Here is a 23,087-nt window from a genome sequence, read left to right as displayed (position 1 = left end):
GGTGGCTGCCAGATAGGGTGAGCGATGGCAATCTTATGTCGGAGCTCGCATGCCTGCCAAATCCTTGGTTACCGCTGCACCCAGAAACGCCATACGATCACTTTGAATACGCGTTGAGCTGAATAGACGACGTTTATCCATGGCGACGAAGCCTAGCAAATCTTTGAGCCTCGAATCATTGATCATCCCGACGATCCTGATCAAGTCAGAGTGTCTCAAAACTGTTCTCAAGGGCCGCAAAATCTGTAGCGCTGACTACTGCCCCGATGATTGAGTTGGATGTTGCTGATCCAGTATCGGGATATTCTTCGGAAGACATATTTTTCGATTAATTCAAGTGTCAGCAAGGGCTGATTTTACACCGTTCAGGACTGGCACCAGGGTGTAAATGTACTTCTTGTCACTTTCAACGCCGGTGATGAATTCCTCAAAGTGATAACGTTTATTCACAAAAAAGTCATTGATGGTCTGAAGAAACTCCTGCATGTCTTCCTGCGTTTGTATTTTGGATGTTTCAGTTGACACTGCGGTGAGGATGCGAGCTCGCGTGTCCTCGCTCAGGTGTTGATAAAGTTCTGACAGCTTATGAGATTTAAATCCTTCCTTGACCTCAAGGCGGCTATGATGAATTACCACCACGTTCGGCGCGCCGTTCAAATACTGCTCTTCTGTAACGACTGACTCGCCTTCAGCAGTCATTTCAATAAAGGCAGGCTCGAATATCCTTTCGACAAGCTGGGATTTAAAGTACAGCTCTAGTGCAAATGCACCATTAGTAAAAGCTACATTCAACCTTGGGTCGCCATAGGATTTAATTGGAGGGACAAGGAAATAGCTACATCCCCGAAGGCTGAGGCACTTTCGATAATATCTTTCGGGTCAATCAAGATTGTGGATTCAAACCCCGGATTTTCACGCTGGCGTTTTTTGGGTTTAGGCACAGCAACGTTCCTTGATGACCTATTCGAAGATGTCATCCTAACGATATCAGTTCGTCAGTGTCGAGTTAGTCGTCTTGTCGCTGCAAACGAGGTCTGACGACCTGGTCATGGGAGTACCTGCGCTGCTGCAGCCCCAAGTTATCGGTACAGAAATGGCGATCATTGGGCAGTAAGCAGTGGCAACCTGAGTAGCTCTCCCGCTGTCCGGTCTGGCTTGATCGAGAGGGGAGTTGCCAATCGCCTGTATCACTCAATGTGCCTTCGCATGAGGCCTGGGAACACCGGCCAGCGTCGGACAAAAAACGGTGCCCAGGCCGTAAATTTGTGATGGAGTCGACATTTTTGAACGGTACTTGGATTTTTTCCCACCCCCCCCCTCTTGAAATTTTTTTGAGGCGACGGAGTTCTATATTTGAGGACAAAAAAAATCTAACGGTGTTGGCCTCACGCCTGCGGCTGGATCAAACCACGGTGTATCAAGGCTGGTTTTGGTTTTTGATCTTTGGCTTTTCAGCCCTTCCAAGCCTTGCCGCCAGGCAAGGAGGGGCTGGCAGGAGGTCGTCACTTCGGCCAAAGGCCGCTGCTTTTGCTTTGGTTACAAAACACAATGCTGTCGCCAAAATTTTTTGGCCAAGGTTATTCCGCCTTGGATCTTTCCCATGTCAGACAACAACGAGAATGAGTGCCACTGAATGACCTCATCACCACCCGCGCTCTAGCTTTCCAGCGGCCAGTTGAACGTTTGCAGCCACCTTACAGGTAGCCTTCATGAAAAGGCTGCGCGCAACCTAGTGCTCACTGAGCAAACCAGAGGTTTCGATCGGTGTGTCTTTGGCTCTCGCCATGGCTCTGATTATGATTGGGCGTCAGCTGTCATTAGCGCTTCCACTAATGCGGTCAACGCGTCCATCAAACGGGCATCTTCGCGAGGATCTCCGCTTGCTGGCACATGAGTCTGGCAGTGGCGCAGTAGGGCTTCGGCGTCGTTCACATTCAGATCAAATTCGATATGCATTTGCGTCCTTCCTGTGCAGTCAAGGGTGGCCGCCAGCGGGATGATCGCGGCGCGATGTGATAGGTGAGGGTAGGCGTTGCAGGATGAAGTAGAAAAGCGGCTGTGGGAACAGGCGTGGCGGGTCTTCGGGGACTCCTGGCCGTGGTGCTGAGCGAGACCTTAGCTGGGTATAAGCGCAGCGCCGGGTTTGATGAGATGCAGCGCTTGTACCCAAGTACGATTGGTGCCGAGGCTCTTCAGGTTCTTCGGCAAGCGTTAACGCGTCAGTGGCCTACAAGCAACATTGGCGGATCACAATCGTTTATCGAACTGCGCTCCCGTCTCAGAGAGCATCTAAGCCAGTCACTGCTTCGCCGACTCGTCCATGAGAACCGCGCGACACCTGCGCTCCGCGATGCCCTGTTCGCTAGGGACTTGGGCGTGTGACGGGGTGGCGATCATGGGGCTGTTAGTCATCGTCCCAAGGATCGAATTTGTCTCCATACCTTGCCTGTAAGGCGCGATTGCGCTCAATCCTGCTGATCCAAGGATCGTAATCCTCGGGCAACGCTGCAAGCCTAGCGCTTATGATCATCTGCACCGCTGCGTCACGCAGCAACCTGCTGGTCAGCTCGCGGCATTCCCCACGCGTAACCGCACCATAGATGACGTGGTTGTCTTTGACATAGAGGTCGGTCATTCCCACACGCATATGGCCATATTTATCAACGTCATCGGGGTAGACGTCCTCCAGGCTGAGGTGTCCCATACTGAACTCCTGATTGAAGATGAGCTCGCTGAAGATCCGTATCTGTGTAAGCGTCCGTTGAACTCACCTTGCGTAAGTCAGGCCAACACCCACTGATGCGGCTCAGGTGTCCGTTTCACTGGCTCGCTGCGTCGGCAGCCGCGTCAGCACATCTTTGAGATAGGCATACGGATCATGCCCATTCATGCGTGCCGATTGTGTCAGAGCAGGCGCGAAACGACGACAAACAGGCCGGCCTAATGGCCGGCGGTTACAGCGTGCTGATCACACCGCCTGAACCGACCCGCCGCCACGGCAGGCCTGGGCCTGGAGTTGTTCGCTGTCGAGTTCGATTTCGAAGCCATGGCGAATGTCGGGCCAGTGAAACTTGCCATGATTCAGGCGCCGCGTGGCAAGCCAGACTTGAGACCAGCGAGGGTCTGTTCGATGAGCAAGTACTGCAAGTGCGCCTGCATTTGGTTTATTGAATTGTCTGCTAGTTAGGTTCGGCAGCGCCGCTAACGTCAGGCTCAGTTCATAAGCGAGAAGGCTCGATTAGATAGATTTGGCAAGTAGGTTGTACAAATTTATGTCGCTAATTTGACGCTGATCTACTGTCGGTTTTCAGGCGCTCCTTTCGTTGCGTCATAACTCGTCGCACCGAGAAAATCTCAGACAGATCTGAGTTTGTAACAATTTATTGCGCCCTCTTTTCTGTTAAGCCCTTGAAACATCAGGGCTGTGCATCCGTACAGTTTAAAAATGGGATCCAACCGCAGCTGGGTGCGCAAGCTACTCGTGCGACAGGCACTTGCGGTCGGGCGTTGTTTTGAATATGTTGTAGCTGCCCTTTGTTGAAAGCACTAGATGTAGTGTTTTTGGGGTGGCCTCGAAACGGATTTCTTGAGGTTGTGCTAGGTGACATGCGGTTGGGCCATGGCTCATCCTAGTCACCGTGGCCAGCGAAAATCGGGTGGTGATGTGCGGTTGAAATGGCGTCCCAAGTTCGCCGGTTAGGTTGTCCAGGCAGCAGGAAACGAGCATATCAACATTCCCCCGATTCTCTTGAGATCTGACCTCAGCACATGTTGCGTAAATATTACTCACCAAAGCGATGAAACATTTGCGTCCCGTTTTATAAACGGCGCGATGGTGCATAAAAACATAAACGTTTTTCAGTGAATGGAAGATGACGCTCAGCTATGGCCTGAGGGTTATTTTGCAGATAGCGCATGGAGGTAAGAGTGCCCGCTAAATTTACTTTTTCCAAGTCGGTAACGGGGATATGACGCTCGTACGCTTGGCAGACTTCAATGTCACAAGCATCTTGATCGATTGCCACATCCGGGGAAAGCCGACGACCCGAACGATGACACACCCGATGTGGGGCGAGCACTGCGCGAGCGGCTGTTGCGGGATGACAAGGATCGTCCGTACGTTGATGCCTTCATGCTGAGCCATCCGGACAAGGATCACTGCGGCGGACTGAGCAAGCATTTCTGGCTGGGCCCCCGATCAGTATCCGGATGATAAAAAGGATCGCTGGGAAAAGCGCATCATAATTCGCGAGCTCTGGTCTTCGCCTCTGGTCTTTCGGCGTCGGTCGCCAAATCACACGCTGTGTGATGACGCGAGCGCTTTCAACAAAGAGGCTCGTCGGCGCGTCCAGTATTGGCGTGACCACCGCTGGGCAGCTAGCGGCAACCGCATCAAGATCATGGGTGAAGACGTTGATGGCAAGACTGACGATCTGCGCGCGATCCTGGTGAAGTCTGGCGAATGGTTCAGCGACATCAATGGTTCTTCTTCGTCAGTGTTCAGGGCCCAGCTCCTGGCTCCTGCACCTCATGAAGATGATGCTGCGCTGGAGGAAGAGCTGACCAAGAACGAGTCGAGCATCGTAATGAACATGCACATCTCACCGTCTCAATTCAGCTCCAAGCGCACGCGGTTCTTCGTAGGTGGTGATGCCGAAGTTCTCATCTGGGAGCGGATGTGGAAACGCTTTGAGGATGACCCAGAAACGCTCGCTTACGACTTGCTCCTCGCGCCACACCACTGCTCGTGGCACACCCTGTCCTGGGACAGCTGGTCGGGTAAAGGCGAAAACGCCAGGGTTTCCGAGGCAGCGCGCAATGCTCTGGGCCAGGCGAAACAGGGCGCGACGATTGTCTCCAGCAGCAAGAAGATCGTTGACGACTTCAACGATCCACCTTGCATCCGCGCCAAGCGTGAATACAGGTCGATTCTGCGCCCAGTGGATGGGTGGTTCGCCTGCACGGAAGAGAACGGTTCCAAAGGCGTGCTCGAATTGGAGTCGGCCTCTGACGGTACAGTGATCAAGGCTGCGGTAGCGGTTGCCGCAGCTGCGACCTCGGCTGCGGCTGCTGCGGCTCCTCGCGCAGGCGCTCCTAGAAAATGAGCAGTTTCTATGCGGTCGGTGACCCAATGGGCGATCAGCCCGAGCCTATTCATGCCTGCACCCGAGCGTTGGTGAAAGCATGCAAGGGGCCCTCGGGCGTCGAGTTCTTGGAGCTTCGGCAGGAAGCTGAGGCAGGCGGGGTAACCGAGTACGTCGTCATCGAGGCGGGCGACGGCACGATTGCCAAGGGTAACCCTGGGGGAATCCACCGTGTAGAGACGTTAGCCATTGCTGTAAATCCACGGCTTCGTGTTCCAGTGACTGTGCATGCGCTTCGCACAGATTTTCCTGCGCTGTCACATCTTCATGGCTCGGCGCCGGGTACGCCGAAGATCCTGTGCCTCTACGATGTGGAGTGGAGTGGCGTTGAGCGCATCTGGACTGCTGAACGGTTTCTTGAGCGTCTGTTCTGGTGGCTGCGTGAGTCATCGGAGCTACGCCTGCACCGTGAAGATCAACCGCTGGAGCAAATGTTCTACGCGAGCCCTTCCAGCTCATCCTGCCAGCGCTAACTCCGGCGCAGCTGGCGAGTGACGATTGCAAACTGCACGTCCTGATGACAGACAGAAGCGACAAAATCACGCTGCGTGCGCGGTCATGGATTCCAGTGGAACGACCCAAAGCAATTATCGCTTACTCAATATCATGGTGCCGCCCGTTGAGCCGACGTCGGTGGCCATGTTCCCGTTTAACCTTGGGGAGTTGCATGACCAGTTGGTGGAGTGGGGCAGCGAGCTGTCTACGCAACTTTCAAATGCTGTGCGTGAAGCAGCTTCTGGCGGGCTAAGTCGGGCGGCTCAGAACGACAACCAGGGCATCTTGATCCTGGCTTGGTACCCAGACTTCGCAATGGCGAAGCGGATCGGATGGATGTCAAAGGCTACATGCTGGAGATCAATCTCTTTGATCTGGCAGCCTCTTTCGAGATGCTGGCCCCCGAACGCGGACGGTGTTTGTTATCCCGCCGTGCAGTTGGGAGGTTACACAGGGGAGACATGGAAGGGGCTTGGCCTCAGGCCTGTGGAGGTGCGATCTTCGCTGAGCGCGGCATTTGCCCGAGACCTGTCTGCTGTCGATCCCGATAATGCAACTTTCAAGGGTGTGTTGGCTGGGGTAGGTGCGCTAGGGGGCATGCTTGCCGACATCTGGGCTCGCTTGGCCTGGGGCACATGGACGTATGTAGACCCGGATCTGCTCCTCCCTCACAACTTGGTCAGGCATGTCGCAAACGACAGATTTGTCGGTTTACGCAAAGCGGATGTGCTTCGGAGGATGGTAGGGCAGATCTATCCGGGCGAGCCGGTACCTGCTGCGATCTGCGACGGCATTCTCGCTGACGATCCCCGCATCAATGAGGCCAGAGGACGCTGAGCTTTTGATCGATGCCACCACGACGCTGGCTGTGCCTCGTGATCTGGCGCGACGGGATCATTCAACCCGGATGGCCAGTGTCTTCCTTACTCCATCAGGAATGTCGAATGTCATTCTGCTCGAAGACTCGGCACGGTTGCAGCGTTTGGATGCCCTTGAAGGGCAGTATTACCGCGCAATCTTGAACAACCCTTGGGGTGAAACCCATCTCGTCAACCACCTTGGCGATCGGTGGGTAGGTGGCGGATGCCGGGATATTTCGTTCCGGATGTCGAATGAAAACATCCATGTCCACGCGGGACTAATTTCCCGGAGGCTGCGCAAGGTCGTAACTGGTGCCGAAGCCAAGATCATGATATCGGCGCTGGATGATGAGTCGGGCAGTGTGGGATCACATGAGGCCCTAGTACATCCCGTCACCTGCGCAACGATTGGAGAGTGGTCGGTAACGTATGACGGTGGCCTTATTGACAAGATCAAGGCACAGCGGCTTGCGGCGCTTCCCAACGAAACCGGTGGATCCATTCTCGGTATCACTGACTTGAAGACGAAGACCATCGTCCTGGTCGATACCCTGCCACCTCCACCCGACAGCGAGTCGAGCCCAACCCATTTCATCCGGGGCAAGGAAGGTCAGTTAGAGGCACTGAAGAAGGTGCACGATCTGACTGCTGGCACCGTTGACTATGTCGGGGACTGGCATTCCCATCCGAACGGTTGTTCCGTCAAGCAGAGCGCAGACGACCTTGTCTTGTTTGCCACGCTGGTCAGCCGGATGCAGATAGAGGGTTTACCGGCACTGATGCTGATCGTTTCCGATGCTGATCTCGGCATTTATGTGAGGTGAGCCTTGGGGTAACGGGTTTGACCTTTGGTTAGTTGTTGGCAAGCGGCGAAATTGCGCGATACGCCTAGATGATCGACGTGTGTTTGTTCGATTGATGCCCAAATACCATGCACTGCGTGAGGGGTTGGTATGGATTTCAGCAAGGTTTTTGATGCGTATAAGTACAAGGCCAGGGTAAAGCCTGCTTTGCTGTTGGTGTTGCCAGTAGTCATTTACGTCATGGCTTTCTTCGAAGCTGCGCGATCCTTAAACGGGGTGATCGCAACCTTCCTTGTATCGTTCGGTGTGGTCGCCTTTGCCGCGAGCCAAATGTCCAGCAAAGGCAATAAGCTCCAGGAGAAGCTGTTCAAGACGTGGGGTGGTGCCCCAACCACCATCGTGCTGAGGCACTCCGACGATACGTTGGAGCGGCCTACGAAAAAACGCTACATGCAGCGTCTGGCGGATCTCATAAAGGATTTCACCGTCGTCACTGAAGAGGAAGAAAAAGCTGACCCGAGGGCCGCAGATGATGTGTATCGGTCTGCGGCGAACTTCCTGCGTGAACAGACGAGAGACACGAAAAAGTACGCCATGATCTTTGATGAAAACGTGGAGTATGGATTCGCCCGGAATCTCACGGCTTGTAAGTCGACAGGCATCCTAGTGGCCCTGACCTGCGCCGCGCTCTGCCTGGTGACTCTGTATCACACGATAGGTTTGCCTGCAAGAATTGAGCTTCGAAGCGTTAGCGAAACATCCAGTCCTGCTCGCAGCCACAGGAGTCGAACTGGTCATCTTGCTTTGCTGGATCTTCCTGGTGAACCACGATTGGGTTCGGGTTAGAGGCTTTGCCTACGCACAGCGCTTGTTTGCTAGCTGCGAACAGGTCAGCTAAAGGATGCTGGCCTGCAGTCGCCGCAGCCAACGTCCAGTTGGAGAGCAGGGCGAGGTCTGCGCAGACCTAGACTAGGGACGTGGTACAGGCGCTGGACATCAAGCGCCTGACTGAAGGGTTATTTCATGACGTACTGAAACCGCTTCAGCCTTGAGGCACGGCGCTAGAGCACACTAGGCAATCCATCGTCGACGTGATGCTGTGAAGCTCACTTGTCTTCTCCCGTAAGCCGATGATATCCCCAGCCTCTCTAACTCGCGGGTTTAGCTGGTTTACAGGTCACTCGAATCCCGATTATAAACGTACCTCCCGTGAGGCCTGACCCAAGACCAGATTACCTGGGGCGTGTTAGGGCTTCGCCATCATGTCAGGACGTCAGGGAATGCCCGCAAAGATTCAAGTCTCGGAAGCTTATTGCGTAGAACTCGGTGAAGTCGTTTCCATCTCAGATGCACGCAGGGCCTACTTCTCGCAGCCTGAGCCCCGAGCGCGTTACACCTTTCAATGTTCCTACGCTGATTGCTTGGCCTTGCCAAGCTCCCCCCCAATCACGGCTGTGAACTATGCAAGCCTGCCACAAGATACCTATCGGGCTGCGCATTTTCGCGACCCCGGTGTGGGGCATGTGCCTGGTTGCCACTGGCAGGGTGAGGAACCCGATGTAAGCGATCAAGGCCAGGGCGGAGAGGCTGCCCATAAGGATCGAGAAGCCAAACGCAAGCTTCATGATTTCATCAATGAGTTCGACCCCACCATCGTCAAGCCGAAGGATGGGGAAGGGGTGTCAGGAAGTGCTGGTTCAAATCCTGCCCAGGGTCGCGGGCAAGGCCGCAGTGGGGTTGCGAAAGGCAGTTCCTTCTCAACCAGAAACCGCACCAGCAGTTTCGAGCGGCTCGTCGAATACTATCGCAACGCGCACAAGGATCTTTCGAGCAACGAGTTCTTCGGGCTACAGCTGAAGGTCACGGGTGAAGGAGAGATGCCGCTTATCTCCTACTTTCCAAACATATCGAAAGCGGCACCCGGCTCACCCAATCGAGTTATCCATGGTGGGGCTCGGCTGGAGCCACGCAAGGGAAATGGGTTCATGTTTTGGTTCATCGATCGTGTCGATGGAAAGGGCGTTTACCTGAAGGTCACCAGCCAGGAGATGGATGCTTACCGGTTCCGAGGCTTCTTCAACGACATCCTCGCTCAAGATGACGCTGACTATTTCCGTGTGTTCGGTCTGGGGCGCCTTGTGCTTTCTGAGACCGGGAAAAGCTACAGGCTTGAGATCGATGACCTCAACCGCTTGACGATCTTTGCGGTCAAGAAAAAGCAGCCCGCCTAATTTTTGATAGGCGGGGGCTTTGTCTTCGGCTGATACCCCGTTCGTTTGTGTCTGGCGGGTAGCATCGTGTCAGTGGTTGTGGCATACAGACCATCGGCGCTTACCGTTGACCACCATTCATAAAAGGCCAGGGACGACATGGACGAAATCGAACGTCGGATAGCTGAGAGACACTTCAAGCCAGGCGAGGGGATTCTGCAGATCTATACCGAAGATCCAGATGGTGAGATGTATGACTCGCTTCTGCGCCAGGGTAGAGAAATTTGCGCCTCTCTGCCGGGCGATAAAGTGAGTCTGTACTTCGTGGATGGGGTGAGGTGCCAAGCAGGTGCGGATTCAGAGCTCAAGACGGTAATGGTATGGAAGGGCATGCTTGATCTGGTAATCAAGCTGGCTTCTTTAGTGACCGTACATGCCCGCCCCATTCCGCCAGCCTACCAAGCCTCACCTTTGCCCTGGCGTCACGACGTCAAGGTCTGGCTCAAAGATGGCATTTTTGATTGGGAAAGCCCAGATTATTGGTGGTTGCGCGATCCTGAATACCGGGCAACCTTCGAAACATTCGCGTTCGCTATCTTCTGTTTCATTCTCCTACACGAGGTCGGTCATTTTCATAACCTCCACGCGGTTCGCCGTGCGGAGCGAGGTGCACCACCGGAAGCCGAAGCGGCAGATGACCGGGAACGACTGGAGAAGCACGCGCGAGAGGTCATCGCCGATACCTATGCGATGCAGTTCCTGATGGATGAGCTTAAGAAGAGATTTTTTGCCGACGAGCCGCACTACCATCCACAGAAACACATTGAAATTACCGAAGCGTGCTTCACGTTCGCGCTCATTGCGGCATCGGCAACACTCTGGGGCTTCAGCGTTGTCATCCCCATGGATGAGTCGCACCAGAAAAACTCATATCCTGGGCATGCCTTCAGGCTTCGCACGATTCAGAGCACAGCACTGGAGCATCGAATAAATGGACTCGAACCCCGCACAGCTCACCGCATCATTTCAACGGCGATGAAGCAGTGTGCCGAGATTATGTCAGTGCTCTCGGGCGGTGATTTCGTAACGTGGGATCAAACCCTTCAAAACCCGATTCATGGCGCTCACTACGAAAAAGTGTGTGAGGAAGTCAACAACTGGTCGAACCCTTTCTACGGCAGCAAAAACTGACTTGCGGTGATGGGTGGTGAGCGCCTGTGCCCGGTAGCTATCCGGGCACGCAGTGCTTGCCAACCCTGGTGAGTTCAGGCTTGCTGACCACTCAATCCGCAAATGGCGCATTTCGGGCTTTCACTCCCTCTCGTAGGCTCTCGACAGTCGGCATATGCTCAACGAGCCAGGTGACGCTCCTTCAAGGTGTACAAATGGAAAAAATTGATCCTGTACTTCTAGAGGCCGCAATTCGAGTGTTCGGTAATGAGTCGCTTGCAATGCATTGGCTGATGACCCCATCACGCGCTTTAGTCGACAAAAGGCCGGTGGATGCGACCACTGAGGATGCATTGGAGTTACTGGCGCGTTTGGAGCACGGTCTGGGTGCTTAAGGAATCGACCCTCCGGATACGACAGGTTCTGACCAGGCCACCGATCGAGCTACAGACGACCCGCCAAACCCGGAACTCCTGAATACAGGCTTTTTCGCCTGGCCATCAAAGCCGGTAGAAACGATGTAACGGGCCACGCCCTGGATTAATGTGGTCTTGCCGGCATCATTCTCCCTACAAGCGCAGTGACGGCCTCGTTTTGGCGGAAGACAAAACCTGGGGCAGATCGCCAAACTGGCGGAAATTACGGATAGTCAGCGCTCAAAGGTACATCCCCTCTACTCCTTAAGCCTGGCTTCTATCAGCCTCTGGGCTTCTATCAGCTTCTGAGCTTCCAAGCCGAACGCTGTCACTGGCTATATGCTGCAGGTTGGGGCAACTCGATATCCCGAGCAAGGGCTGTCCTCTGGCACGACAATGGCTCTGGCACGACAATGGAAGTCGAGGGGGACACTCATTGGGCCCAAGACAGAGCTTCAAGGGGCCCGGACAAGGGGCTTCCGACGCTGGCCCACCGAGACTTGGCGCCTGCACGATAGCGGCTCAATTTCTGTGGCAAAATGCCGTACCCGCTGGGGACTTTCCACCATTGGAAGAAGAATAATTGTCCGCATTGATGCCCCTTGAGCCGTTGTTCGATTACGCGGTCTTAGACAAAGAGGTCTGCGTACCGCATCCGGTCACCGGTTTGCTCAGCTATGGCTATATCGAGCCATACAGTAGTCGAAACCTCACGTTACCTGGTGGTGACATCTACCTGCGAGTCGGCAAACACCATGGTTTCAGTAAAGGCTTTGGTGTCCGCCACATTTGGGAAGGTCATGGCCATGAGCTTGTCAGCGCGGGCTGCCAGACGATTGAAGACGTTCCCGCGTTTGTTGCGGAATCTTGTCCCAGGGCGCAAATTCTTTGCGAGGGGTACCAGACCCGTGATGGCTATCGGTTGACGATCGTGAGGGGCGCGAAAGGGGTCGTAATCCTGTCACCGCAGCTCGATGCTGCCGGAGAGAATTTCTATTCAGTCGTCACGGCCTACAAGGTGCTGAAAAAGCAGAGCGCGATGAATGTCGGCACGCTGAAAGCAAAGGCGCCGTAGGCGCCTTTTTCGAGAAATCATTGAGGGCTGGTAGTCGCAGCGCTTGCTTAGCACGTCCAGGCATTACTGCCCGAAAGGGGTCGGAAGCTAACCATTGTTGCCGGTTACCGCTACCGCACAGGTGGCGACCTGCGCAATCCACACTGATCTGCCAATATCGCCATGATCCAGATCAGCCCTGCTCTTATTGAGCCCTCGTGATCATTTTTGAGCAACGAGGGTTACGATGTCAACCACAGAAAGTGGAAAACCTTCGCTGATCAGCACAGATTCGGCCTTGAAGCAGTCGCCAGATCGCTTGACGCCGCCTGGCTCTGGAGGCACTCACTCGCTGCTACCAGTCTCTGACTTGAGCCAGCTTCTCGGTGATCTCAGGGACAAGAAATGCGATCAGATGGTTGAGGCTAGGATCTTGGCGGAAACCTTCATCATGATTGCGCATGCCATCTTTGATCAGCTTGGCGCGCCGACGCCACGTCCCTTTACTGTCTTGCGCTTTGAGTAAGTCTTCGTGGCCGCACAGCCGCAGCGCCCAGCCAAAGGCGTACAGGAAGTCCTTGTAGTGATCGAATGCGGTGTTGGCGACGTTTATCAGTCGAGGCAGGTTGTACCCACCGGGCGCCCAAAGCGCGCGCTTAGCATAAGCGAGATGGCACCATGGAATTTCCCTGTCCGGTAATCTGCCGGCAGATGCAGGCGAGGCATGGCGATCCGCATCTGTTCCCGCAAGGTTGTCCAGGCGGCATCCGTTTCCCTGCAGTCGGTGGCAGCGCGCTCGTTCCAGAAATCGTAGAAAGCCTGGCGAGCCAGGAGGTGTCCAAAGAGCGTTCGAGTTCAGCTCGCTGAGCATCGTAGTCGTAGAAAAACACCTTTTGTTCTTGAGGGTCGATCTTGAGCTCATCGAGGAAAACGTGGGCCATCGTCCAGCGGTTGAATATCGTCTTGCCTTGCAACTCCGGTATGGGATACCAGCAATCCAAAGCCATGCGCTTGGCCTGCCGGGAGCGCTCAAGCGTTTCCTCATTCACCAAAAAAACGTTGTGGTTGTTGAGGTAGAAAATATCCTCTTCGGCAGTTCGCGTCGTATATGGATCGAAGCTCTGGAAGACCCAGACCATTGCGCCGTTGTTGCGCCGGTAAAACTCGCGCCGGCCTACGATTTCGCTTAGGAACGTGGTCGATAGCTGTACCTCGAACGCCAGGCGCTGACCCGCAAGTTCGACTTGGACATCCGGCTTTCGCCACTGTGCTCGCTTAGCCAAACGCAGCCCTTTCCATACGGCTTCCACCAGCGGCTCAGTACATTTTTCGTCAGCTATCAGGCTGTCGCGGATGATGGCCTTGAGTCTTAGGTGCGCCGAGCTTTCCTTGGCCGCGTTGTACTTGATGCATTTGATCTGATCGGCGCTCAGCTCTCCTCGCGTCGAGATCGAGCATTTCTGCTCCGCTTCTTCACTCTGGTGATGGCGGAAATGAAAGTACCGATCTTTCGTGCGCACCAGGATCACAGGCGCTGAGCACAGCTCGCAGACGAGCCAAGGTGCATCAGGATCGCGGGTGTAGCGGGCCATCAGTTCGGCGCGGTCTTTCATGACCAGGCTCAGCTCGCGGCGTAGGAACACCTGAGGGTCGACATTCTGACCTGTTTCCATGTCGAGGATGTCGTTCAAGAGCATCGTATCGGTGGGCTGTGCCATTTCGTGGGTGTACATGCTGCGTCCTTACAGGAGGGTAGAACTCCAGCATCCAAATTTTGGATGGGCATCGCCACCGAACCCCCGTACAGTTACTCTCACCAGGCGGGGCGAGCGCTTAGGGCCTTGGGTGGGGTAAGGGGTCGTCAAAAAGGGACGGGGCTTTCTTCCCTGAGCGCGGCCTCAATCCTGCGCCGTACGTCCATGGCAAACTCATTCACGGTACTGATGGCCTGTCCCACCTCTGCCGGCGACAGCTCGATGGGCTTGTCATCGACCGTCTTGCCGTTGCGGTGAACGATGTCATGCCGCTTGCTGCAGATGCGGCCAACTCCTGCCAGGTTGAGGTCTTTCATGTGTTCGCCGAACATCACGCCCAAGACTTCCTTGATGGTCGCGACGTTGTGGAAGGTCTGATCGGCCAAGATTCTAAGCACGATGGTTTCCACCAGCTTTGGCTGCTCAGCGATCTCCTTCAGAGTGACGGAGACAACGTTCACCTTCTTGTAACCCGCAGCCAGCGACATCAGCAGGTTTTCGTCGCTTACAACGAGCTTGCGCACCACCGAGCTGATCAGCGCCTCCATGAGGGTGACGGTGTGCGCATACACGAGCTTGAAGACCGTATTGGCGTTGGGGGTGAGGGCTGCAGCAGCCAACAGGCTAGCCGTGGCCGCTAGCTCAGCTTCAAATTCAATGAAAAATTCCTGGTGAGAGTGACGATTGAGCCATTGGATCTCGGCTCTGGCGTCGAGCATGTCTGAATATTCGGCTGCCAGCTTTTCCCATAGCTCTGGGTCTTCGTCCGGATCGATCTCATATCCATAGGTCTGGGCAATCCAGTTGATACAGGCTTCCTGTTGCACCTCGAAAAAGTAGTCCTTGATCGAGCTCATGACGTGTCCTCCGACCTGTATGGGAAATGGTGAGCGTGGCCGCGCAGTGTTTATTCATAGGTGCTGAACGAGGTGTTGGTTTTCCCTTTGATGATCAGCGATCATCACTGGCCACCGCGCCATTGTACTTTGCCACCATTATGCAGAAGGACGACCAGACTGCCATGACAGCCGAGCAATACGTGTGCTTCAAATGTGCCTCGGATCCTTTCCTGGCTCGGCAGATACAACGCAACGGCACATCCATCGCATGTTGTCTCTGTGGAACCAAGCGCAAGGCGGTTTCGTTATCGAAGCTGGTGAGCCGCGTGGAAAAGATTCTTGAGAGTTATGTCTGCCAGGGGAGCACCATTTTACGTGGAACGATGCTCACGGCTCGTTTCAGCGTCAGTACGGTGAACTGATCGATGTCTGGGTGGGAGAGATCTTCGGTTGTGACAACATTGATCCTGTTGTACAGCTTGTCTCTCGGCATCTGACCAAATATAGCGACGACGTGAACTACGCCCACTTGCCCTACTTGCCCAGCGACTTCAGATACAAGTGGGGTGAGTTTCAAGAGGGACTGGCACACGGAAGCCGCTTCTTCAATGAAAGCGCGAAGTCGTTTCTGGACTGGCTGTTTAAGGAGCTGGCGAAGTACTCCGCCTCATCCAGCGACCATGCTGTGGTGCGCATTTTGTCGCCTGCAGACGCACCGTCGATCTACCGCGCCCGCTCTTGTGCCAACGCCGAAGACGTCAGCAAGATCAGCGCTGACCCTGCCAGGAACCTGTCGGCACCGCCGAAGGAGATCGCAGGAGAAGGAGAATGAACCCTGCCGGCGTACCGGCCTTCTATGGTGCGTTTGAGCGCAAAACCTGCGTTGCTGAGTTACGCCCCCCAGTGGGCGGCAGCGTTGTCAGTGGTGAGTTCAAACTGACCCAGCCGATCAAGGTTCTGGATTTTGGCCGGTTTGAGAAGGCTGACCTGGGGCCCGAACCTAGTTTCTTTGAGGCCAACTACTTTGAAAAACGTGGCCGTCGTCAATTCCTGAAGTACCTCCACAACCTGATCACAGTCCCGGTGCTTCCAGGTTCCGAGCGCAACTACCTAACTTCCCAAGCCGTCGCCGAATACCTTGCTACGCACTGCAAACCTCGCATCGACGGTCTCATCTTCAAATCTGTTCAGGCACCATTGGGCAACAACATTGTTCTGTTCTCTCATGTGGCGTGTGCGCCAACACCAACGTTCTGGAGCGTGGATGGGGCAATGGGCGTTATGGGGGCCAAGCCATCCAGCGGGTCTTGCATTCAGTACGTGGCTGACAGTCTCATCTACCATGACGTGCGCTTCGTGGCGTACGAAACGGCTGACGAGCCATTGTCGGAAAACAAGCCAAAGCAAAAGGCGAAGCCCGTTTACGAATTCTGACGATGCCAGATGGGCTGCTATTGCCGGGGCAAATCAAATTGAGCCAGGCCCTGTCTGAGCGCTCACTGTCCGACTCCTTTGACCTTTTTATCTTTTGAGGTGGCGAGATCCTATGGCGCGCGATGACTTCAAACAGAGCACCATCAAAAAACTGCGGGATAGGGTCGCACACCGGTGCTCGAACCCGAACTGCAGAGTCGCCACGTCAGCTCCACAGGATGAAGAAGGGGTGACCAATGTCGGTAAGGCGGCCCACATATGCGCTGCCTCGCCCGGTGGTGCCCGCTACGATGCCAGCATGACTAGCAATGAGAGAAAGGCCTTCTCGAATGGCATTTGGCTCTGCGCGATTCATGCAGATGAGATTGACCGGGACTTCAACACCTACACGGTCGAGGTGCTCAAAGGCTGGAAGAAACAAGCCGAAGCCGCTGCTAAGGCCGAGCTCGGCAAACGTCAGCCCGCCGCTCAAGATGCGCCCGATCTTCTGGCCATGGCCCTTACTGGAATGCCGAAAAGCTTCTTGCCCTCGGCCATCCAGAATGCCCATAGAGCTACTGCGCAAGTGTTGTCACAGGCTGACCCTCGCTTCGATGTAGTCACCCGGTACGATCCTCACCACGGCACGGTTTTCCAGGTGAACGCGAAGGAAAACGTCCAGCTTGCCATGACTGTCGGTGGAAGAGATGCCCGCATGGCTGCCACTGGTTTCGACGCGCTGTTCGAGCATGGGCAAGGCCTGGAGCTGGACATGACCAACGTCGCCATTCAGGGATCGCCCCTGTTCGATGCGATCGTGGACATGACCAAAGGCGCTGGGGGGAAGATGCAAATTTTTCGCCCTCCTACCCGTGTGATCCAGAAGATCATGCTCACGAATCCGGACACCTTGGAAACGCTGGTGCTGGACGACATGCCTGGAGAAATCGTGTGGGGCACCAAGTCGTTCTGCCTCAGGGGCGAATCCATGGCTGGCATGCTCAAGCTCGTCGCTGAAGTCGGCGACGGGGGCGCGGTTTCCAACGTGAACTTCAACATCAGCGTTGAGAATTGGCAATCGCGCCCGGTTGACCAACTACCGTGGTTCTCGAAAATCGTGCAGTTTACGGAAGCTGCGCTCAATGGCTGGAAAGTCACCCTCATAGTTGAGCTCGATGGTGAGCGACTTTACGTCATGTCAATCGATTTGCGGCCTGAAGGCTTCAAGCGACTGGCAACCCTGATGACTTATTTACAGTGGGCCAGACGCCTCACGGAGTTCTTGGGTACATCGCTCAATGTCGACCTGACCTCTGGTCTCGCCGATGAAGATTACGTTGAGCTGAAAGACTGCGTGGATGCCATTGATGGGTACTACAAGCCGCTGGAGAGCATCAAATTCCCTATTCGAAGCACAGCGAGAATGGATGAAGACGAGGTCAGCCGGTTTCGAAATCAGCGGTATCGCTTCAAAGCATTCGACGCGACGGAGCGCAAAAGTATCAACGTATTTGGCCAGGCGGTTTCTTTACCCCGGTTCACATCATGGTCAGAAATGGCCTCTTGGAGCTGGTGAGTTACGAGAACTCGGTCGCCAGCTTCCACATCTACCCGCTGGAAGATTTCGACGCGTACTGCCGGTTTGCAACGAAGCCATGAAGATTTCTGCGTATCGCGCTCGAAGAACGCTTCCGTACTTGTGGGGAAACTCACCTCGCATGAGTCAGGCCGGCGTCCACTGATGCCGCAGCCCTAGCCCAGTCGCGTCAGCACTTCTTTGGGCTAGGCGGGTCACGCCCGTTCGTACACGCAAGTCGGCGACCGTCACTAACTTTGATGGGGCTGAAAGGCTTTCGGTGGCTAGGGGGCGGGGCGGGCAGGGGCAGGGGCGGTAAGCGGTTTGCTGTCACGGAGCCCGAAGGCGGGCAAACCTCAGCGGGTCTTGAGAGATTGTGACGGGCTTGCCCTTCCGGGGATACCTGACAATCTTCGCAGAAATCTGGGGCTATCTCGGAGCAGGGGAATGGGTACCGGTGGCTGTCCATATCGCGATCTTTGCATTCCTGGAATTTCGGGAGTTCTTTGGATTCTCCTTGTACACCAACAGCAGCACCGCCGACATGGCGCCCAGACCTGAAAGCAGCAACAGGGGCGAGCGGTCGATCAGGGTGGCGACGATGATGATGACGGAGAAGATCCACAGCATCATCTTGGCCAGTTGCACGTAACCTTTGATCGAGCGAGTGCGGGCATGCTCGGTGCGGGCATAGATGTCCAGCAGGGCATCGAGCAGACAAGACAGCGCCAGGGTCATGAACAGCAGGGTGAAAGCCAGGGCGACGTTGCCGAGGAAGTGCTGAGCGGTGTCTGACAGTTCCGGCACCAGTTTGAGGCCGAACTGGATCACCAGCGAAGGGGTGGTCTGCGCCAGGCGCTGGAACACCTTGTTGTGGCGCAGGTCATCGAACCATTTGAGGGCGTTTTGGCGTGCCAGCAGGCGTGAGGCGTGCAACACGAAGAAGCGGGCCAGGCGACCGACCACCAGCGAAACCAGCAGCAACACCGCCAGGCCCAGGGCGGCGTGGAGCATGGGGTGTTGATCGAGGGTGCCCCAGAGATCGAGGGCATCGCGCCAGATTTGTTGAATATCCATAAGCGTGTAGACAGGTCTGTATTGCAAAACGAAGGGCCATTAGACCGCGCATGCCCACCATGACGCCAAAAGAAATTCGGCTTAAACGGCAGAAAACGTTACCCTATGCAACTGAATTTCCCCGCACTTGCCTGAGGTTACCTCCGTGTTCTCCCAATTCGCCCTGCACGAACGCCTGCTTAAAGCCGTGGCCGAGCTTAAATTTGTCGAGCCAACCCCGGTGCAGGCCGCGGCCATCCCCCTGGCCCTGCAAGGGCGCGACCTGCGTGTGACGGCACAGACCGGCAGCGGCAAGACCGCCGCGTTCGTCCTGCCGCTGCTCAACCGTCTGGTCGATCTGCAATCGCGCCGGGTAGAAATCCGCTCGCTGATCCTGCTGCCAACCCGTGAGCTGGCTCAGCAGACCCTCAAGCAAGTGCAGCTGTTCTCGCAGTTCACCTACATCAAGTCGGGTCTGGTGACCGGCGGTGAAGACTTCAAGGAACAGGCCGCGCTGCTGCGCAAGGTGCCAGATGTTCTGATCGGTACCCCCGGCCGCCTGCTTGAGCACCTCAACGCCGGCAACCTGGACCTGTCCCACGTGCAGGTGCTGGTGCTGGACGAAGCCGACCGCATGCTCGACATGGGCTTCGCCGAAGACATGGAGCGCCTGTGCAAAGAGTGCGAGAACCGCGAGCAGACCTTGCTGTTCTCCGCCACCACCGGCGGCGCAGCCCTGCGCGATGTGATCGGCAAGGTGCTCAAAGACCCTGAGCACCTGATGCTCAACAGCGTCTCGCAGTTGGCCGAAGGCACCCGCCAGCAAATCATCACCGCCGACCACGATCAGCACAAAGAGCAGATCGCTCAGTGGCTGTTGGCCAACGAGACCTTCGACAAGGCGATCATCTTCACCAACACCCGCGCCCTGGCTGACCGCATCTACGGTCACTTGGTGGCCAAGGATGTGAAGGCGTTCGTGCTGCACGGTGAGAAGGACCAGAAAGACCGCAAGCTTGCCATCGAGCGCTTCAAGCAAGGCAGCTCCAAGGTGCTGGTGGCCACCGACGTGGCGGCCCGTGGCCTGGACATCGATGGCCTGGACCTGGTGATCAACTTCGACATGCCGCGCAGTGGTGACGAGTACGTACACCGCGTGGGCCGCACTGGCCGTGCGGGCGGCGAAGGCCTGGCGATTTCGCTGATCACTCACAACGACTGGAACCTGATGTCGAGCATCGAGCGCTACCTCAAGCAGCAGTTCGAGCGCCGGGTGATCAAGGAAGTGAAGGGCACCTACAGCGGGCCGAAGAAGGTCAAGGCTTCGGGCAAGGCTGCGGGCACCAAGAAGAAAAAGGTCGAGAAAAAGGGTGGCGCCGACAAGAAAGGCACCGCCAAGCGCAAGCCGACCGCCAAGCCAAAGGCCAATGCACCGCTGGCCAGCAGCGATGGCATGGCACCGCTGAAGAAGCGCAAGCCTGCGGCTGAGTAAGTAGCCTGTCCTGGCCTCTTCGCGGGTAAACCCGCTCCCACAGGTATGGACTGCCCTCAAGAAGTTGGACACAAATCCAACCCTTGGGGGCAGTCCAGGAACCGCACTGAACCTGTGGGAGCGGGTTTACCCGCGAAGGGGCCGGCACTGACAGCCACTATTCGGCTTTCTTCTCCGCCTGCTTCAGCTCCTTGATCCGCTTGTCGATCAGCTGACACTTGTCTGGCAAGTCCTTGCTAGCCGTGCCCAGCTCCATCCCCTGGAGCTCATCATTGATCTCTTTAGCCTTTTGCGGGTTCTGTTCGGTCAATTGGCTGACCAGCCCGGCTAGCTCCTCACGTTTCTGAGTTGCCTCTTCCGGTGTGCAAGCCCAGGCGGGCAGGGCACAGAACAGGGCAGTCGCACAGGCGATGCGCAGCAGTGGTTTCATCCTTCCTACCTCCGATGGTGATTATGTGGGGTGGATGAAGCAGGCTGGGCAGAAGTTCAGGTGGCTTGACCGATGGCTGCTTGAATCTCATTGTTTTTCAAATTGAATCAATGATTTAACGGGTTCTATACCCCGGGGTATATGGACCCTGTCTGCCCCTGCCTCTAGCGTGGAGCCACAACCACGACAGCACAGGGGGACAGACCAATGGATCGATTGAAGGGCAAGGTAGCGCTGATTACCGGTGGGGCGGGCGGGTGCGGCCTGGCCGCGTCGGAGCTGTTCGCCGCCGAAGGCGCCAAGGTGGCGATTCTCGACCTGCCGAGTAGCCAGGGTGAAGCGGTGGCGGCCCGTATCAACGCGGCGGGTGGCGAGGCGCTGTTCGTGCCGGCCGATGTCTCCGTCGCTGAGCAGGTGAACCGCGCCGTCAGCCAGGCGCAGGCGAAGTTCGGTGCGATCACCGTGTTGATGAACCACGCCGGAATCATCGCCGCCGGCCCGTTCCTGGAGACCAGCGAAGCGGATTGGGACCGGTTGATGAGCGTCAACGTGAAAAGCATGTTCCTGGTCACCAAGGCCGTGCTGCCAGGCATGCTTGCCGCTGGTGGCGGCAGCGTCATCTGTACTTCATCGATTTCCGCCGTGGTCGGCACGCCCATGGAGGTGCTGTATTGCACCACCAAAGGCGCCTGCCACATGTTCGCCCGCGCCCTGGCGGTGGAATACCGTGACCAGAACATTCGCAGCAACGCGATCTGCCCGGGGTTCATCGGTACCGCCCATGGCCGGCGTGAGCTCGATTTGCTACGCGGCTACGGCGTCGACGCCTCCGACGAGGCCATCAAGACCATGCAGGGCCGGCTGTGCGACCCCGCCGAAGTGGCCGCTGCCGCGTTGTTCCTGGCCAGCGATGAATCCAGCTTCGTCAGTGGCTCGCACCTGTTCGTCGATAACGCCTACACCGCCATGTGATGCCCGGTTGGCACTCAGGTGCCAGCCATGAACAAGAACAATACGCAGCACCTTTCAATTCTGCCCACAAGCCAACTCCAACAACACAGAGGCAGCAGATGGAAAACATAGGCACCTACGTCATCTACGTGATCATGGCCTGCGCCGTGGTCGGCGCCATTGCATCGATCATCAACGCCGAGTCCGAACTGGCCAAGGAATTCACCGCCGGCCTGCACAGCATCGGGCCAATCTTCATTCCCGTGGCCGGTATCATGGCCGCGATTCCTTTCATCTCCAGCTTCATCAGCCAGTTCATCGGCCCACTGTTCCTGGCCATGGGCGCCGATGCCGGCATCGCCGGGCCGATCTTCATCGCCTCGGACCTGGGCGGCTATCAACTGGCCCAGGCGCTGTCGCATAGCCCCGAGGGTTGGATACTCGGCCTGATCACCGGTTTTCAGTGTGGTTCAACGGTGATTTTCGTCATCCCCGTGGGCCTGGCCATGCTCAACAAGGCTGACCACAAGTACATGGCCCTGGGGATCATGGCCGGGTTATTGAGCATTCCGATCAGCATCGTGCTGATTGCCATGGGCATGCAGGCCATGGGGTTGGGCGTGCGTCCGGATATCGCTACCGCTGGTGTGGCCACCCAGGCGCTGCACTTCACCTTGCCGACGCTGCTGCGCAACCTGTCGCCGCTGATTCTGTTCTGCGTGGCCCTGGCTGCAGCCCTGCGTTATTTCCCCAACCTGATGGTGCAGCTGTTCCTCAAGCTGGGGCAGTTGATGTATGCAGCGGTGACCCTGGTGCTGGTGGCCTCGATCGTCGAGTACTTCACCGGCGTGTTCACCGCGCTGTTCGGCGGCTGGGGTTTCGCACCGATCATCGCCGACAAGCAAGACCAGTTCCGCGCCCTGGAAATTGCCGGTTACGTCGGCATCATGTTGTGCGGTGCGTTCCCGATGGTCTACCTGATCAAACGCTTCCTGTCCCGACCGATCGAGACGGTGGCGTCGAAACTCGGGCTGTCGCCGGTGGGCGCTGCCGGTATCCTGGCCGCGTCGGCGAATATTCTGGCGATGTTCCGCCTGGTCGCCGACATGCCACCCAAGGACAAGGTTCTGGTCATTGCCTTTGCCGTTTGCGCGGCCTTTACCTTTGGTGACCACCTGGCCTACTCGGCTAACTTCCAGCCCACGCTGATCGGGCCGCTGATCATCGGCAAGCTGGCCGGTGGGCTGCTGGGCATGGCGCTGGCGTACTGGCTGGCGGTGCCCAAGGCCGAAGAGTTGGGGCGCGAGGAACAAAGCGCTGGCTTGCTGCAGGCAAGCGCACCGTTGCACTGATTGGACCTGGCATCGTTCAATGCCGTCCGGGCTGACAAAGCCGGGCGGCATGCGTGCCGAACATTTCCAATT

General features: G+C 56.3%; 23 protein-coding genes and 3 pseudogenes. 17 read left to right on the top strand and 9 right to left on the bottom strand.

The genetic code is table 11. The features are described from left to right. Positions 1–333: 333 nt before the first annotated feature. From PspTeo4_RS15070 to PspTeo4_RS15050, 5 genes and pseudogenes are all read right to left on the bottom strand, one after another. On the bottom strand, positions 334–792 hold the full coding sequence (locus tag PspTeo4_RS15070; protein WP_322364599.1) for a hypothetical protein: 459 nt from the start codon (positions 790–792) through the stop codon (positions 334–336). Further along, complete coding sequence (locus PspTeo4_RS15065) at positions 789–941, bottom strand: hypothetical protein (RefSeq protein WP_322364598.1); 153 nt, start codon at positions 939–941, stop codon at positions 789–791. Before PspTeo4_RS15065 ends, PspTeo4_RS15070 begins: the two co-directional genes overlap by 4 nt. An 853-nt stretch (positions 942–1,794) precedes the next feature. Further along, positions 1,795–1,956, bottom strand: a complete 162-nt coding sequence (locus PspTeo4_RS15060; protein ID WP_163825640.1) for a hypothetical protein — start codon at positions 1,954–1,956, stop codon at positions 1,795–1,797. 448 nt (positions 1,957–2,404) lie between these two features. Continuing rightward, positions 2,405–2,704, bottom strand: a complete 300-nt coding sequence (locus tag PspTeo4_RS15055; RefSeq protein WP_322364597.1) for a hypothetical protein — start codon at positions 2,702–2,704, stop codon at positions 2,405–2,407. 77 nt (positions 2,705–2,781) lie between these two features. Next, a pseudogene (locus tag PspTeo4_RS15050) lies at positions 2,782–2,911 on the bottom strand (transposase domain-containing protein); the annotation flags it as partial. 1,057 nt (positions 2,912–3,968) lie between these two features. Here PspTeo4_RS15050 and PspTeo4_RS29920 point away from each other — a divergent pair. The 10 genes and pseudogenes from PspTeo4_RS29920 to PspTeo4_RS15000 all read left to right on the top strand — a co-directional run bounded on the left by PspTeo4_RS29920 (position 3,969) and on the right by PspTeo4_RS15000 (position 12,678). Further along, positions 3,969–5,105 (top strand): annotated as a pseudogene (locus PspTeo4_RS29920) (metallohydrolase). After that, complete coding sequence (locus PspTeo4_RS15040) at positions 5,102–5,617, top strand: hypothetical protein (protein WP_322364595.1); 516 nt, start codon at positions 5,102–5,104, stop codon at positions 5,615–5,617. The pseudogene PspTeo4_RS29920 and the gene PspTeo4_RS15040 overlap by 4 nt, the downstream one beginning before the upstream one ends. A gap of 25 nt (positions 5,618–5,642) precedes the next feature. After that, positions 5,643–6,476: a ThiF family adenylyltransferase gene (locus PspTeo4_RS15035; protein ID WP_322364594.1), complete on the top strand. Its 834-nt coding sequence runs from the start codon at positions 5,643–5,645 to the stop codon at positions 6,474–6,476. A 4-nt stretch (positions 6,477–6,480) separates the two neighbouring features. Further along, the gene (locus tag PspTeo4_RS15030) at positions 6,481–7,323 is read left to right on the top strand and encodes a Mov34/MPN/PAD-1 family protein (RefSeq protein WP_322364593.1); all 843 of its coding nucleotides are present in this window, start codon (positions 6,481–6,483) and stop codon (positions 7,321–7,323) included. A 129-nt stretch (positions 7,324–7,452) separates the two neighbouring features. Further along, on the top strand, positions 7,453–8,148 hold the full coding sequence (locus PspTeo4_RS15025) for a hypothetical protein (protein WP_322364592.1): 696 nt from the start codon (positions 7,453–7,455) through the stop codon (positions 8,146–8,148). 434 nt (positions 8,149–8,582) lie between these two features. After that, complete coding sequence (locus PspTeo4_RS15020; RefSeq protein WP_322364591.1) at positions 8,583–9,533, top strand: ATPase; 951 nt, start codon at positions 8,583–8,585, stop codon at positions 9,531–9,533. 138 nt (positions 9,534–9,671) lie between these two features. Then, the gene (locus PspTeo4_RS15015; RefSeq protein ID WP_322364590.1) at positions 9,672–10,703 is read left to right on the top strand and encodes a hypothetical protein; all 1,032 of its coding nucleotides are present in this window, start codon (positions 9,672–9,674) and stop codon (positions 10,701–10,703) included. 194 nt (positions 10,704–10,897) lie between these two features. After that, complete coding sequence (locus PspTeo4_RS15010; RefSeq protein ID WP_104444297.1) at positions 10,898–11,077, top strand: MbcA/ParS/Xre antitoxin family protein; 180 nt, start codon at positions 10,898–10,900, stop codon at positions 11,075–11,077. 604 nt (positions 11,078–11,681) lie between these two features. Continuing rightward, positions 11,682–12,173: a hypothetical protein gene (locus tag PspTeo4_RS15005; protein WP_322364589.1), complete on the top strand. Its 492-nt coding sequence runs from the start codon at positions 11,682–11,684 to the stop codon at positions 12,171–12,173. 226 nt (positions 12,174–12,399) lie between these two features. After that, positions 12,400–12,678 (top strand): hypothetical protein, encoded by a 279-nt coding sequence (locus PspTeo4_RS15000; protein WP_322364588.1) that lies wholly within the window; start codon positions 12,400–12,402, stop codon positions 12,676–12,678. Between the two features lie 130 nt (positions 12,679–12,808). On the opposite strand, the gene PspTeo4_RS14995 is transcribed toward PspTeo4_RS15000, so the two are convergent. Beyond that, on the bottom strand, positions 12,809–13,885 hold the full coding sequence (locus PspTeo4_RS14995) for a DUF6035 family protein (protein ID WP_322364587.1): 1,077 nt from the start codon (positions 13,883–13,885) through the stop codon (positions 12,809–12,811). A 128-nt stretch (positions 13,886–14,013) separates the two neighbouring features. Then, a complete protein-coding gene (locus tag PspTeo4_RS14990; RefSeq protein WP_322364586.1) occupies positions 14,014–14,763 on the bottom strand; it encodes a hypothetical protein in 750 nt (249 codons plus the stop codon). A gap of 35 nt (positions 14,764–14,798) precedes the next feature. Between PspTeo4_RS14990 and PspTeo4_RS14985 the strand changes: the two genes are divergently transcribed. The 4 genes from PspTeo4_RS14985 (at position 14,799) to PspTeo4_RS14970 (ending at position 17,734) form a co-directional block, all read left to right on the top strand. After that, positions 14,799–15,167, top strand: coding sequence for a hypothetical protein (locus tag PspTeo4_RS14985; RefSeq protein ID WP_322364585.1), 369 nt, complete (start codon positions 14,799–14,801; stop codon positions 15,165–15,167). A gap of 11 nt (positions 15,168–15,178) precedes the next feature. Then, entirely contained in the window at positions 15,179–15,577 is a 399-nt protein-coding gene (locus PspTeo4_RS14980) for a hypothetical protein (protein WP_322364584.1), read from the top strand. Then, positions 15,574–16,179: an RES family NAD+ phosphorylase gene (locus tag PspTeo4_RS14975; protein ID WP_322364583.1), complete on the top strand. Its 606-nt coding sequence runs from the start codon at positions 15,574–15,576 to the stop codon at positions 16,177–16,179. The genes PspTeo4_RS14980 and PspTeo4_RS14975 overlap by 4 nt, the downstream gene beginning before the upstream one ends. Positions 16,180–16,291: 112 nt before the next feature. Then, a complete protein-coding gene (locus tag PspTeo4_RS14970; RefSeq protein WP_322364582.1) occupies positions 16,292–17,734 on the top strand; it encodes a hypothetical protein in 1,443 nt (480 codons plus the stop codon). A gap of 513 nt (positions 17,735–18,247) precedes the next feature. Here the strand turns inward: PspTeo4_RS14970 and PspTeo4_RS14965 are convergent. Continuing rightward, a pseudogene (locus PspTeo4_RS14965) lies at positions 18,248–18,811 on the bottom strand (mechanosensitive ion channel family protein); the annotation flags it as partial. A 145-nt stretch (positions 18,812–18,956) separates the two neighbouring features. On the opposite strand from PspTeo4_RS14965, the gene PspTeo4_RS14960 reads away from it, so the two are divergent. Further along, positions 18,957–20,282 (top strand): DEAD/DEAH box helicase, encoded by a 1,326-nt coding sequence (locus PspTeo4_RS14960; RefSeq protein WP_322364581.1) that lies wholly within the window; start codon positions 18,957–18,959, stop codon positions 20,280–20,282. 157 nt (positions 20,283–20,439) lie between these two features. Here PspTeo4_RS14960 and PspTeo4_RS14955 read toward each other — a convergent pair whose 3' ends face one another. Then, positions 20,440–20,712, bottom strand: a complete 273-nt coding sequence (locus PspTeo4_RS14955; RefSeq protein WP_322364580.1) for a hypothetical protein — start codon at positions 20,710–20,712, stop codon at positions 20,440–20,442. Between the two features lie 207 nt (positions 20,713–20,919). Between PspTeo4_RS14955 and PspTeo4_RS14950 the strand changes: the two genes are divergently transcribed. Continuing rightward, positions 20,920–21,684, top strand: a complete 765-nt coding sequence (locus tag PspTeo4_RS14950; RefSeq protein ID WP_322364579.1) for an SDR family NAD(P)-dependent oxidoreductase — start codon at positions 20,920–20,922, stop codon at positions 21,682–21,684. Positions 21,685–21,782: 98 nt separating this feature from the next. Then, positions 21,783–23,015, top strand: a complete 1,233-nt coding sequence (gene eutH / locus PspTeo4_RS14945) for an ethanolamine utilization protein EutH (RefSeq protein WP_322364578.1) — start codon at positions 21,783–21,785, stop codon at positions 23,013–23,015. Positions 23,016–23,087 lie beyond the last annotated feature (72 nt).

Origin of the sequence: Pseudomonas sp. Teo4, assembly GCF_034387475.1 — a bacterium.
GTDB lineage: Bacteria > Pseudomonadota > Gammaproteobacteria > Pseudomonadales > Pseudomonadaceae > Aquipseudomonas.
The sequence above is the reverse complement of the archived record's forward strand: the minus strand, read 5'-3'. Positions and strand labels throughout refer to the sequence as shown.